The 13,091-nt window shown below is 69.0% G+C and carries 11 protein-coding genes; 6 read left to right on the forward strand and 5 right to left on the reverse strand.

The genetic code is table 11. The annotated features are described in order from the left end of the window. Window positions 1-131 precede the first annotated feature (131 nt). Both IT779_RS20200 and IT779_RS20205 read left to right on the forward strand, forming a co-directional pair. Window positions 132-1,472 carry a TerD family protein gene (locus tag IT779_RS20200; protein WP_196150928.1) on the forward strand — a complete coding sequence of 447 codons (1,341 nt, stop codon included), beginning with the start codon at window positions 132-134 and terminating at the stop codon, window positions 1,470-1,472. A 26-nt stretch (window positions 1,473-1,498) separates the two neighbouring features. After that, window positions 1,499-3,040: a TerD family protein gene (locus tag IT779_RS20205; protein ID WP_198428756.1), complete on the forward strand. Its 1,542-nt coding sequence runs from the start codon at window positions 1,499-1,501 to the stop codon at window positions 3,038-3,040. Here IT779_RS20205 and IT779_RS20210 read toward each other — a convergent pair. The 5 genes from IT779_RS20210 to IT779_RS20230 form a co-directional block, all read right to left on the reverse strand. Next, the gene (locus tag IT779_RS20210) at window positions 3,029-3,457 is read right to left on the reverse strand and encodes a hypothetical protein (protein ID WP_196150930.1); all 429 of its coding nucleotides are present in this window, start codon (window positions 3,455-3,457) and stop codon (window positions 3,029-3,031) included. The two genes, IT779_RS20205 and IT779_RS20210, sit on opposite strands and share 12 nt — an antisense overlap. A gap of 147 nt (window positions 3,458-3,604) precedes the next feature. Further along, window positions 3,605-3,844 (reverse strand): cold-shock protein, encoded by a 240-nt coding sequence (locus IT779_RS20215; protein WP_332838884.1) that lies wholly within the window; start codon window positions 3,842-3,844, stop codon window positions 3,605-3,607. Window positions 3,845-3,992: 148 nt separating this feature from the next. Beyond that, window positions 3,993-5,711 carry a glycosyltransferase family 87 protein gene (locus IT779_RS20220; RefSeq protein ID WP_408637773.1) on the reverse strand — a complete coding sequence of 573 codons (1,719 nt, stop codon included), beginning with the start codon at window positions 5,709-5,711 and terminating at the stop codon, window positions 3,993-3,995. Between the two features lie 101 nt (window positions 5,712-5,812). Further along, complete coding sequence (locus IT779_RS20225; RefSeq protein ID WP_196151184.1) at window positions 5,813-8,032, reverse strand: transglycosylase domain-containing protein; 2,220 nt, start codon at window positions 8,030-8,032, stop codon at window positions 5,813-5,815. A gap of 772 nt (window positions 8,033-8,804) precedes the next feature. Further along, window positions 8,805-9,224, reverse strand: a complete 420-nt coding sequence (locus IT779_RS20230; protein ID WP_196150932.1) for a DUF5318 domain-containing protein — start codon at window positions 9,222-9,224, stop codon at window positions 8,805-8,807. A gap of 78 nt (window positions 9,225-9,302) precedes the next feature. Between IT779_RS20230 and IT779_RS20235 the strand changes: the two genes are divergently transcribed. The 4 genes from IT779_RS20235 (at window position 9,303) to IT779_RS20250 (ending at window position 13,007) form a co-directional block, all read left to right on the forward strand. Next, entirely contained in the window at window positions 9,303-10,391 is a 1,089-nt protein-coding gene (locus IT779_RS20235) for a DUF1707 SHOCT-like domain-containing protein (protein WP_196150933.1), read from the forward strand. Between the two features lie 31 nt (window positions 10,392-10,422). Next, on the forward strand, window positions 10,423-11,211 hold the full coding sequence (locus tag IT779_RS20240; RefSeq protein ID WP_196150934.1) for a DUF1707 SHOCT-like domain-containing protein: 789 nt from the start codon (window positions 10,423-10,425) through the stop codon (window positions 11,209-11,211). 127 nt (window positions 11,212-11,338) lie between these two features. Next, window positions 11,339-11,899 (forward strand): PadR family transcriptional regulator, encoded by a 561-nt coding sequence (locus IT779_RS20245; RefSeq protein WP_196150935.1) that lies wholly within the window; start codon window positions 11,339-11,341, stop codon window positions 11,897-11,899. Continuing rightward, window positions 11,889-13,007 carry an inositol-3-phosphate synthase gene (locus tag IT779_RS20250; RefSeq protein ID WP_196150936.1) on the forward strand — a complete coding sequence of 373 codons (1,119 nt, stop codon included), beginning with the start codon at window positions 11,889-11,891 and terminating at the stop codon, window positions 13,005-13,007. Before IT779_RS20245 ends, IT779_RS20250 begins: the two co-directional genes overlap by 11 nt. Window positions 13,008-13,091: the final 84 nt, after the last annotated feature.

Below are 13,091 nucleotides of genomic sequence, written 5' to 3' on the forward strand. Positions count from 1 at the left end.
TCTCTCGTGTGCGGTCACGATAACCGATCGATGGCCCGGAGTCGGTGTCGTGCGCGGCGATTACTCCGGTCGCGGGCAGTGCCTTTCTCGTAGAGTGGCAATCGAACGCACCGACAAGCGAAGGGTCGACCTTGTCCGCAACACTCGCCAAGGGCCAGAACGGTCCGTTGGCTTCCGACAACGTGGTGATCTCCGTCCAACTCGCGGCGCCCGCGGATCTGTCCGCACTGCTGGTGACCGAGCGGGGGAAGGTCAGATCAGACGCGGACTTCGTCTTCTTCAACCAGCCGAGCGGTCCCGGCGTGAACCTGCAACCGGTGCCGGGGCAGCCGGCGGCGCTCGCGGTCTCCCTCGGTCAGGTCCCGCCGGATATCGAGCAGATCAGGGCCGTCATCACCCTCGACGACCCGTCGACCAACTTCGGCCAGTCCGCGCCGCCCACCGCGGTGGTCTCGGACGCGGGCGGAAACCGGATGTACGAGTACGTGATCGACGGGCTGTCGAGCGAGTCGATCGTGATCGCGCTCGAGCTGTATCGCCGCCAGGGCACCTGGAAGGTGCGCGCGGTCGGGCAGGGGTACGCGGGCGGCTTCGCGGCGCTGGTCACCGATCACGGTGTGTCCGTCGACGACTCGCCCGCACCCGCGCAGCAGGCGCCGCCGCAGCAGGTCCAGCAGCCGATCGCCCCGCAGCCCGTGCCGCAGCCCGTGCCGCCGCCCCCGGTGCAGCAGGCTCCGCAGTACGCGGGTGGCGGCGGCTCCTACCCGCCGCCGCCGGGACCGGGATACCCGCAGCAGGGCGGCAACTATCCGCCGCCGCCCGGCAACTACCCGCCGCCGCAGCAGCCACCGCAGGCGCCGCAGCCGACCGGCGAGGTCAGCCTCAGCAAGGACCGGCCGGTCAGCCTGCAGAAAGGTCAGCGGGTCACCCTGCGCAAGGAGGGCGGCACCGCGCTCACCTTCGTCAAGATGGGGCTCGGCTGGGATCCGGTGCAGAGCCGAGGCATGTTCGGCAACCGCACCGTCGACATCGACCTCGACGCGTCGGTGATCCTGTTCGCCGACGCGAACCCCGCCGACTACGCCTACTACGGTCAGCTGTCCTCCAAGGACGGCTCGGTGCGGCATCAGGGCGACAACCTCACCGGCGAAGGCGACGGCGACGACGAGGTGATCCTGGTCGACCTCACCAGGATTCCGGCGCACATCACCTCGCTGATCTTCATCGTCACCTCCTACAAGGGGCACAAGTTCGACCAGGTGCAGAACGCGTTCTGCCGCCTCGTCGACGGCACGAACAACGCCGAACTCGCCCGCTACACCCTCGCGGGCGGTTCGCCGTTCACGGCCATGGCGATGGCGAAGGTCTTCCGCGTCGGCGCCGACTGGAAACTGCAGGCGATCGGAGAAGGTTTCGACGCCAAACATCCCGGTGAGGCCATTCCGCAGCTGGGTCGTTTCATCGGGAACTGAGGTCGCGGGGCATAGTTGACGACGTGATGCAGTTGAAGGCCGGTCAGAACACACCGCTGACCGGCGACGTCATCGGATTCAGCGCGCGGGCGGGCGTCGCGCTCGACGTGTCGGCGCTGGTGGTCGGCGAAAATCTGCGGGTCGGTGGGCCCGCGGATTTCGTCTTCCACAGCCGGCCCGCGACCGCCGGGGTCGCGCTGTCGGGTGGTCGGGTCGACATCACGTTGGCCGAGGTCAGGTCCGATGCGAAGGCCGTGCTGCTGGTCGTCAGCGCCGCCGAGACAGGCTCGGTACTCGGTGAGATCTCGGTCTCGCTGACCGAGAGCGGTTCGCCGACAGTCGAATTCGCGATCACACCGACCTCGGGGGAGACGGCGCTCATCTGCCTGGAGGTGTACCGGCGCGGCGCGGACTGGAAGGTGCGCGCCGTCGGGCAGGGGTACGCGGGCGGTCTCGCGGTGCTGCTTTCCGCGCACGGCGTCGAGGTGGACGGGCCCGCGCGGGCGCACGCGGCGCCCGATCACGGTCGCGAGACCATTGCGGGTCCGGCCCAGGCCACGCACACTCCAGCGCCGGTGGAGGTCGCGCACGGACTGGAACGGCTGTGGATGGTCTTCGAGGACGCGGCCCGCTCGGCGGCGGCCCTGATCTCCGCGCGCGACTACGCCGCCAACCGGCTCGACGCCGAATTGTCCGCCGCCGTAGCCGATCCCGCGACCCGCAACACTCCGGTCGCGGAGGCGGCGCGGCGGGAAGCGCAGCGGCGCAGCGACGAACTGATCGCCACCGCCGACGGCAACCACCGCCGCGACACCGACCAGCTCATGCGCGAACTCGCCGACGCGGACCGAAAGTTGCCCCCCGCGTTGGCATCCTGGAATTCCCCCGCGTGGGACGGCCCGCCCGCGCCCGCCGACGGCATCCGCCTCGGCGAGCTCTACGCCGCCGACCGAGGGCCGCTGCGCATCCCGTACTGCGTGCCGGTGCCGCTGACCAGGCCGCTGTGGATCGACACCGAGAACTCCGCGGCGGTGGTCCCGGTGGTCGGCGCACTGCTGGCCCGCCTCCTCGTCGCCGATCCGGTGCGCCGCACCCGCATGGACGTGATCGACCTGACCGGCGCGTTCACCACCCTGCTCGCCCCGCTCGACGCGATACTCGACGGCCCCGTCGTCACCGACCACGCCGACATCTCCCCGCGCCTGCAAGCCCTCGTCGACGCGGCCGAACTAGCCGAAATCGCCTACAGCAGCGGCAATTTCGTACCGCCTGACGTGCACCGGGTGCTGCTCGCCGCCGATTTCCCGCACGGCTACCAGGCCGCCGATGCCGTCCGCATCGGATCGCTGATCACCCGGGGCGACCTGATCGGCCTGTCCATGGTGATCGTCGGCAGCGACGAATCCGAATCCGCCGACAGCGCCGCCGCACTGCTCTCCCAAGCCTGCCGCCACCTGCCGACGGTCGAGGACACCCCGCTGTTCGACCCGTGGACCGCCAGCGCCTGGAACCTCGAACTGGACCTGCTGCCCCTCGACCCCGAACTCCGCGCCCGCCTACTGCGCTGACCTCGAATCCACCGGAAACGCGCGCTGTCCGGTCACCGACCAGACCGTGGTGAGCCTGCCCGCGACGGCCTCGAACATATCGATCCCGCTCACCCTCCGCCGGTCGGGTAGTTCGGCGTACCACCGGACCGCGAAGAGTCCGGCGCCGTCGACATCGAGTGCGCCCGCGGCCGGGCCGTCCACCCCGAACTCGATTCCGGGTTTGCTCGCCCGGAACCGCCGCACGAAGTCCACGAACACGGCCGGGCTGCCGACCGTGTCACCGGGGTGTGCGCCGTTCTCACCCGCCGCCCCCGCGAAGAGAACGCGGAACTCGTCGGCGCATATCCGGTGGGCGAGCTCGAAGGAACCGTTCCACAGTCGCGTCCACAGTTCGGCCAGGTCATCGGCGGTGTGGAGAGGGGAAGTGGTCGTCACGGCAGCTCCCTGAGGTCTCGGCGCCACCCGACTCGAGTGGCGGACGCCCCCAGGTTCCAGCGCGACCGCGACAACGTCATGTCGGTGTTCCGCACCGATTTTCGAACCACCGGGCGCGGGTGGAGGGCTCTACCGAGCCCCCGGCCCTCACCCCTCGTTGAGTAGTCGGATATCGAGAGCCTGAGTGCGGTCGACCGATCCGGGACCGATGCCGAATTCGACCCGTTCCCCCGGATACAGCACACGGAAGTCGCCGACCCGCCGGTTCGGCGGGATCGCGGAGTAGTGCACGAAGATGTCGGGACCGTCGTCGATGGTGATGAAACCGAAGCCGCGGGCAATATTGAACCACTTCACGATGCCACGGGCGGCCGGCTGACCGTTCACGAATTTCCTTTCCGGACAAGCAATCCTCGAATCATGCCACCCGGTCGGTCCCATTGGGAAACAGGGTTACTGCCCACCGGGCCGTCACGAGAACCGCCTGCTCGAACCGGATGAATCCCGGCCTGACCGGGTGGGATCGAACCGTCGATCAGGCGGTGGGAATGTGGGGCTTGTGGGGGCGCAGGAGTTCGGGGAGCCAGGGGTGGCGGGGGTCGGGGGTGCCGTTGAGGACACCGCCGATGGGGTCGTCGATACCGTCTCGGCGGACCAGATCCGCACGGGGGCGGTAGATCTGGCGGATGATCAGGGCGCAGAGGCCGAGGACGGCAAGGTCGCGGAGGATGACGGTGCCGGTGAACCACTGCTGGGGCAAGCCTTTTCGGTCGACGCCCAAGTAGTAGTACATGCGGGGGACCCAGACGAGGGCGTCGATCGTCATCCAGGCCAACAGGATTCGTCGGTGCGGGAGGGCGAGGACGGCCAGTGGGACCAGCCACAGGGAGTACTGCGGGCTCCACACCTTGTTGGTCAGCAGGAACGCGGCGATCAGCAGGAAGCAGAGGGCGGCGAGGCGGGGGCGGCGGGGGGCGGTGAGCGCGATGTAGGTGATGGCGAGGCAGGCCGCGACGAACAGCAGCAGCGACACCAGGTTGAGCACGGTGGGGGGTTCGCCGTGGGGCTGGTAGCCGTCGAAACCCTGCCAGCCGGTGAACGAGGTGATCACGTTGTAGATCGAGTCGGGATCGGCGTGGCGGGTGGTGTTGAGGCGGAAGAACTCTCGCCAACCGTCGAAGTAGAGCAGCATGATCGGCAGGTTCACCGCGCCCCACGTGCCGACGGCCGCCGCGAACGCCACACCGGCCGACAGCAGCGGTGATCTGGTGAGTTCGCGGACGGTGGCGGTGACCCGGTCGAAACCGAACTCGTAGCGGGCGGTTTCGCGCGCGCGGGCCAGCGCCGCCGTGACCCCGCGCAGCGAATCCGCGCGCAGGCACAGCACTATGATCGGGCCGAGCAACAGGAGCGGATACAGTTTCGCCGCGCCGCCAAGACCGAGCAGCACACCCGCGAGTACCGGGCGGCGGCGCGCCCAGGCGAGCAGACCGGTGGCGGCGAACGCGGTGGCGATGGCGTCGAAGTTGGTGAACGCGTGCACGATCACCAGCGGCGAGCACGCGAGCAGCGCGATGTCCCAGACCCGGCGACCGGCCAGCATCGCCGAGGCCCACACCGTAACCAGCCAGGCCAGCGCGAGACCGACGGCGATCACGTTGAAGTAGATGACGACCTGCAGCGCGCCGGGCAGCGGCAGATAATCCCAGGTTTTCGCGATCTGCATCCCGGCGTACTGGTAGAGCCCGGACAGCACCGGATACTCCATATACCTGGTCTCCACGCCGCCGCCGGGAGCTTTCTCGACCCAGGACTTCTTGTACGGGAACGCCCCCTCGTCGAGGCGTTCGGCCCCGTACAGCGGCACCGTGTCGGAGTAGCACATGGCGATGTACTGCCTGCCGTTGTGCCAGTCCAGGGTGGGTCTGCCGTCGGCGCCCGCGGTCTGCTGGATGCAGCCCGCCTTACCGGCCCATCCGAGGGCGAGGAAGATCAGCGCGAACATGAACAGCACGCGCAGCGGCGTCCAGAAACGGACGCGGCCGATGAGCGCGTGGTCACCGACCGGACCGCCGACGACCGTGCAGAGCTGCGAGGTCAGCGAATCGTTGCGGCTCGGTTTGTCGCGGTCGTCGGCGGAGCGCGAGTCGGGTGCGAGCGGTGCGGGTGAGATGTATCGCGGTCCGCCTGCGCGCCCCCCGCCCGCGTGCGGTGCGAGTGCTTCCGCCCGCTCGTCCAGTCGCTGATCGCTCACGATTCCCGAGGCTACCTTTTCCGCCGGTGCGGGCGCGGATCACGACCCCCGACGACGAACGACCCCGGCCCTGTACGGACCGGGGTCGTTTCGGCGAGCACTCAGCGGGTCGGCGTTCGCCCGCCGTTGGACTCGTTCTCGGAATTCCCGTTGCCGTTCCCGTTGCCGTTGCCGTTGCCGTTTCCGTTCGCGGAGTTCGGCCGCGTCGTCGGCTGCGCACCGGCGCTCGGCGCGACCGGCTGACCCGGCAGCGGCCCCGGATCGGCTTCCCGCTGCTGCGGTTGCGGCTGTTGCTGCGCCTGCGGGTTGGGTTGCACGCCGGGCATCGGGATGCGGAAGCCGGGGAACACCTCGACCTGGGTGGTGGTGACCACCACCGGCGGCACGAAGGTGGGCGCGGTGGTCTCCGGCGGCGTGTAGGGCGCGGTCCATTCGGGCACGCCCGACTGCCCCTTGATGGGAGCGGGCTTCGGGAAGGTCTCGTTCGGCGTGCCGGTGAGCGCGCCGTCCATGGTCGCCTTCCAGATGTCGGACGGCAGGCTGGAACCGTAGATCATCGAGCCGCCGTAGTTGCGCAGCGCGGTGTTGTCGACGCTGCCGACCCACACCGCCGTCGACAGCGACGGGGTGTAGCCGACCATCCACGCGTCCTTGTTCTCGCCGGTGTCGCCGAGCTGCGCGGTACCGGTCTTGGAGGCCGATTCCCGGCCGCCCGCGAGTCCGTGGTTGCGCGAATAGCCCGCGATGGGCTTCATGGCGGCGGTGGCGTTGTCGGCGACGGCCGCGGACACCCGCTGCTCACCGGGCACGTCGCCGCGGTCGAGCAGGACCTGGCCGTCGGCGGTCACCACCTTCTGCACGAAGTGCGGCGCGCGGTAGATGCCTGAGGCGGCGAGGGTGGCGTAGGCGGAGGCCATGTCCAGCGGGCGCGCCTGGTACTGGCCGAGCACGATGCCGTTGTTGGGCCCCGACCCGTCCGGTTCGGTGAGGGTGCGGCCGACGCCCGGAATCTCTTCGGGAATGCCGAGCTTGTGACCCATGTCCGCGATCTTCTGCGGCCCGTTGCCCATGTCGAGCTGCATCCGGTAGAAGCTGGTGTTCAGCGACCGCTTCAGCGCTTCGGCGATGGTGCAGGTGCCGCACTGTTCGCCTTCGACGTTGGTGATCTTGATGCCGTTCACCGTGACCGGCGAGCTGTCGTACATCTGCGACAGCGGGATGCCCTGCTCCAGATTGGCGGCCAGGCCGATCACCTTGAACGAGGAACCGGTCTGCAGGCCCGCGTTGGCGAAGTCGTAGCCCTGGCCGTCGTTGCCGCCGTAGTAGGCGCGCACCGCGCCGGTGCGCGGGTCGACCGAAACCACCGCCGTGCGCAACTGCTCCGGCTCGCCCTGCATCTTGGAGGTGGCCGCGTTGACCGCCGCGTCCTGCATCTTCGGGTCGATGGTGGTGGTGATCTGGAGTCCGGCGGTGTTGAGCTGCTGTTCGCTGATGCCCGCTGAGGACAGTTCCTTGAGCACCTGGGTCTTGATCAGGCCTTCCGGACCGGAGTCGAGTTCCTTGTCCTGGGTGGCGGCGGCGGGCTGCACGGCCGGGTACTGCATGCCCTGCCGGTCGGTGGACTTCAGGTTCCCGCCGTCGACCATGCCGTCGAGCACGTAGCCCCAGCGGGTCTTCGCGCCTTCCGGGTTCTTCTCCGGGTCGAGCAGCGATGGCAGCTGGATGGTGGCGGCGAGCACGGCGCCCTCGGCGACGCTCAGTTCGTGCACCGGTTTGCCGAAGTACGCCTTGGCGGCGGCGTCGATGCCGTAGGCGCCGCGGCCGAAGTAGATGGTGTTGAGGTAGGCGGCGAGGATCTCGTCCTTGCTCCACTGCCGCGCCATCTTCGCCGAGATGACCAGCTCGCGCATCTTGCGCGACATCGACCGCTCGTCGCCGACCAGGGCGTTCTTCACGTACTGCTGGGTGATGGTCGAGCCACCGCCCGCGCTTTCGCGGCCGAGCACGTTGTCGCGGGCCGCGCGCATGAAACCGGAGATCGAGAACCCGGGGTTGGTGTAGAAGTCGCGGTCCTCGGCGGCGATCACCGCGTTGCGCACGTGCGGCGGGATCTGCTCGATGGTGACGTCGGTGCGGTTGCCCTGCGGCGGAACCACCTTGCTGACGACGCTGGTGCCGTCGTTGGCGTAGATCACCGCGACCTGGTTGGTCTTGAGGTCGCCCGGCTGCGGCACCGAGACCGTGCTGTAGGCGATGAGGAAGATCGTGCTCGGCAGCACGATGGCGAGCGCGGTGAGCACGTACAGGGTGCGCCGGACGATCTTCCACGGGAATTTCTTCTTGCCGCGCCTGCCAGGCCCGTCGGTGCCGTCGCCGGAGGCCGACCCGCGACGCGGCGGCGGACCCGAGGGCGGACCGCCCGCGGTGGCCCGGCGTTCACCGGTCTGGGCGCCGCCGCGCCTCGCGCCGGGACGGGTGTCGCCCGCGGTCCGTGCTTCCGCGCCGGTGCGCGCGCCCGCGACGGGCCTCGCGCCGGTGACGGGACGCGATCCGGTGGTCGGCCGCTGCCCGGCGGGCCGGGGCCCGGTGGCGGGTCCGGTGCGGCGCTCGCGGTCGGCGACCGCTTCGCTCAGCGACCCGGAACGCCGCTCGGGCGGGCGGCCCGGCGGCGGGTTCTGCCCCGGGTGCGGGATGCGCTGGGTGGCCTGCGGGCCGGGCGCCTGCCTGTTCCCCTGTGGCGGCGGACCTTGCCGAGGGGGCGGCTGCGGTCCGCGCGGGGGTTGTCCGCCGCGCGGGGGCTGAGCGCCGCCGGGACCGCCGGGACGCTGCTGCGGCGGTCGCTGTCCGCCGGGCGGCGGGCGGTAACCGGGCGGCGGGGACTGCCGCTGGTCGGGATACGCGTTGGGACCCGGATGTGAACTCCGCGGAGCACGGCCACCGTGCGGTTCATCGCCGTAGGGGGTCTCGTAGGGCGAATTCACTGACAAGATCTCCATAACTCGTATCGGACTGCGTTTCGCGATGCGGCAGGGAACGCCGCCACGGACACGTGGCGGCTCCGCACGTCATCGGATCGGCCGATGACCAGGCACATCATTCTGCCGCTGTACGCCGGTTCGCCTTGGCTCCCGAGCGCCGCCGTGGCGGTACCGGGGCCGAGCCGAGCACATAGGACTGCACAAGGTGGTTCCAACTGCAGGTCCGGCATACCTCGACGACGTGGACCGAGAATTCCTCGCGGGTCTCGGCGAGGCGTGTCAATTCCTCGGGGGTGCGTGCCGACCCGGCCATCGCGCCGAGGCCGTCACCGTAGACCCAGGATACGAGAGTGAGCTGTTCTTTCCGGCAGATGGGGCACGTGACCTCACTGCCCCGCCCGTGGAATTTCGCCGCGCGCAGGAGGTAGGGATTGGCATCGCAGACCTCGGCGACATCTACTCGGCCGGCATAGACGTCAGCCAGCAGCGACCTGCGCCGGAGCGCGTAGTCGACGACCTGCCGCTGGATTCGCACGAGAACCAGAGTAGCGGTGCCCGATTGGGTGCGCTGCCGCGTGGCACGTTCACGACGTTTCCCGTCTAGGATTCCGCTGTGTCCACCACGGTTTCCGGGCGCATGCGAGCGCGTGATCTGGACCGCGCGAACGCGTCCAGTGTGCTGGATGCCGCCTACGCGGAGGGTCAGCTCGCCGCCGCCGAGTATCACGAGCGAACGGCAGCGGCCGCTCGCGCCAAGACGATTGGCGAACTGGACGGTCTGATATCAGACCTGCAATCGCCAACGGCGGTAAGAGATCTCGCAGGTCAGAGCGCGCAGAAGACCCGAAATCCGCTGACTCGCCGCCGATTCTCCGGCGGCTATCCGCCACGCACCCGCGCCCGCGACACCGACCGCGCCGAAACCGTGCGCGCACTCGACGCCGCCCGCGCCGACGGTCAACTCGCCGAGGACGAACACACCGCGCTCACCGAACTCGCCGCCGAGGCGAGAACCCTCGGCGACCTCGCGGATCTGAGCTCCGACCTGCAGGAACGCCCCGATGCCGCCCCGGCGCCCCGGCCGCCGCGCTCGATTCGCCCGCTGCTCGCGCGCGTCGCCGTGGTGGCGACCGCGGTCGTGGTCGGCGTCGGCTGTTTCGTCCTCACCTTCCGCGAGGAGGAGATTCCGCCGGTCCCGACCCCGGCGGTCGACCTGTCCGCCGTCGACCCGCTCGTCATGCCGACCCCGAATCTGGTCACCCCGGAGGGGCTCGCGCTGTTCCGCGAGCGCTACCGCGCGAAATTCGGCGACACCGTGGTCGACGAACTGCGGACCTTCGACGACTTCGCCACGGTGCAGCGCATGGCGCCCGAGGGCCCGCTGCGCTCGGTGAAATACGACTACCGGGGCGGATTCCAGCGTTCGGGCGGTCCCGAGACGTATTCGCGCGAACGCGACCTGGCGCCGCTCGACCTCGCGACCTTCGATTTCGAGCTGCTGCGCGACGCGCTGCGCGACGCGCCCGCGCTGACCAAGGTCCCGCAGGGCGTGGTCTCGTCGCTGGCCTTCGAGGTGTACGAGTACAACCCTTACAAAGGCAGGTCGACGGTGCAGATCAGCGTGCGCAACGAACGCGATCAGTACGGTGACGTGCTGGTATCGGCCACCGGCGAGGTGCTGAAGATCACGGAGGTCCGATGACCGGCGCGGATTCCACGAAAGCGGTGCGGTGATGGCCGCCGACACCGCGCGGCTGCGCGCCCGCGACAGCGACCGCGCCGATGTGTGTGGACTGCTCGACGCGGCGCTGGCCGACGGTCAGCTCAGCGCGAGCGAGCACACCGCGCGCACGAAATCGGCCATGACCGCCGCGTCCTTCGCCGATCTGGACAGACTCGTCGGGGACCTCCAGATCCCAGGCGACATGGTCGACGCGCCGGTGGTGCGCGGTGTCCCGCGCCGGGCGCGGCGCTGGTGGATTCCGGCGGCGGCGGTGCTGGTCGCCGCGGTGCTCGGTACGGCGTCGGGCTGCGTGGCGAGCGCCGTCGACGAGGCGACCGGCCCGCCGACCCCGGATCTGACGACCGGCTCCGGACTCGCCTATTTCATCGCGAACTACCGCGCCGAATACGGCGACACCGTGACCGACGACCTGACCGTCTACCCGGGGTACGCGGTGTTCCATCGCAGTCCGGGCAACCCGGTCCGGTCGCAGTACTACCACTTCGACGGTGATTTCAGCACGTTCGGTTCGGAGTCATCGCGCAAGCCGAGCACCCCGACCCTCGACTTCGGCACGGTCGACCTGCCGCGCCTCGCGGGCCTGCTCGCGGGCGCGGTGCGTTCGCTGAAGATCGCGAACGGGCAGATCAACCACGTCAACTTCGAGTTCCCGCCGGGTTCGGACAAGGATCCGAAGCCCTACGTGCGGATCTATGTGCGGAACGAAGCCGAGGACAGCGGTTTCATGACCGTCGCCTTCGACGGCGAAGTACTCGACGTCCGTCCTCCGAACGGGTAGATCCCGCTTCAGCAGCGCGAATCCATCTTTTCCAGGGGTTCCCCTATGCCTTGGATGTATCGGCGCGATATAGTTCGGTATCGCATCCATTGGTTAGGTCTGTACATATGTCAGGGGGTGGAGCCCGATGCTCGAGTTGGCAATTCTCGGGCTGCTCCTGGAATCACCCATGCACGGGTACGAGCTGCGCAAGCGGCTGACCGGCCTGCTCGGAGCGTTTCGGGCCTTCTCCTACGGATCGCTCTATCCGACCCTGCGCCGCATGCAGGCGGACGGACTGATCGCGGAGGAGCAGCCCGAAGGCGCGGTCACCCGCCGCGCCAGGCGGGTGTACAAGCTCACCCCGGTGGGCAGCGAGCGGTTCGGCGAACTGCTCGCCGACACCGGACCGCAGAACTACACCGACGACGGATTCGGCGTGCACCTGGCGTTCTTCAGCCGCACCCCCGCGGAAGCGCGGATGCGGATTCTGGAGGGCAGGCGCAGGCAGGTCGAGGAACGTCGGGAGGGACTGCGGGAGGCGGTCAAGCGGGCCAGCGGCTCGTTGGATCGCTACACCCGCCAGCTCCACCAGCTCGGTCTGGAATCAAGCGAGCGCGAAGTGCGCTGGCTCAACGAGTTGATCGCCGCCGAGGAGTCTACGAAGGCGGCACCACAGAAAGAGGGAAACATCGGCCATGAGCGGTGAATTGAACGCAGCTGACAGCAATACGGCTGGTAACGCCACCGAAGTACGCGTGGCCATCGTCGGCGTGGGCAACTGCGCCTCCTCCCTGGTCCAGGGCGTGCAGTACTACAAGGACGCGGACGAGACCACGACGGTCCCCGGCCTGATGCACGTCAAGTTCGGCCCGTACCACATCCGCGACGTCAAATTCGTCGCCGCGTTCGACGTGGATGCCAAGAAGGTCGGATTCGACCTCGGCGAGGCCATCTTCGCCAGTGAGAACAACACCATCAAGATCTCCGACGTGCCGCCATCGGACGTGGTCGTGCAGCGCGGCCCGACCCTCGACGGCATCGGCAAGTACTACGCGGAGACCATCGAACTGTCCGAGGCCGAGCCGGTCGACGTCGTCGCCGCGCTGAAGGCCGCGAAGGTCGACGTGCTCGTCTCCTACCTGCCGGTCGGCTCGGAGGAGGCCGACAAGTTCTACGCGCAGTGCGCCATCGACGCGGGCGTCGCCTTCGTCAACGCGCTGCCGGTCTTCATCGCCTCCGACCCCGCGTGGGCGCAGAAGTTCGTCGACGCGGGCATCCCGATCGTCGGCGACGACATCAAGAGCCAGGTCGGCGCCACGATCACGCACCGCGTCATGGCCAAGCTGTTCGAGGATCGCGGCGTGCAGCTCGACCGCACGATGCAGCTGAACGTCGGCGGCAACATGGACTTCAAGAACATGCTCGAGCGCGAGCGCCTGGAGTCGAAGAAGATCTCCAAGACCCAGGCCGTCACCAGCAACCTGAAGAAGGAGCTCGGCGCCAACGACGTGCACATCGGCCCGTCCGACCACGTCGGCTGGCTCGACGACCGCAAGTGGGCCTACGTGCGGCTCGAGGGTCGCGCCTTCGGCGATGTGCCGCTGAATCTGGAGTACAAGCTCGAGGTGTGGGATTCGCCGAACTCGGCGGGCATCATCATCGACGCGGTGCGCGCGGCGAAGATCGCCCTCGACCGCGGTATCGGCGGTCCGGTCATCCCGGCTTCGGCGTACCTGATGAAGTCGCCGCCCGAGCAGCTGCCCGACGATATCGCCCGCGCGCGGCTCGAGGCGTTCATCATCGGGGCGGAATAGTCCGTCACGGGTGAGACAGAGCGAAGCCGACCGGGAATCCCGGTCGGCTTCGGTCGTTTTCGAGCGGTTCGGTTCTCGGCGCTA

Origin of the sequence: Nocardia bovistercoris (assembly GCF_015674855.1) — a bacterium.
In the GTDB taxonomy this organism is placed as follows: Bacteria; Actinomycetota; Actinomycetes; order Mycobacteriales; family Mycobacteriaceae; genus Nocardia; species Nocardia bovistercoris.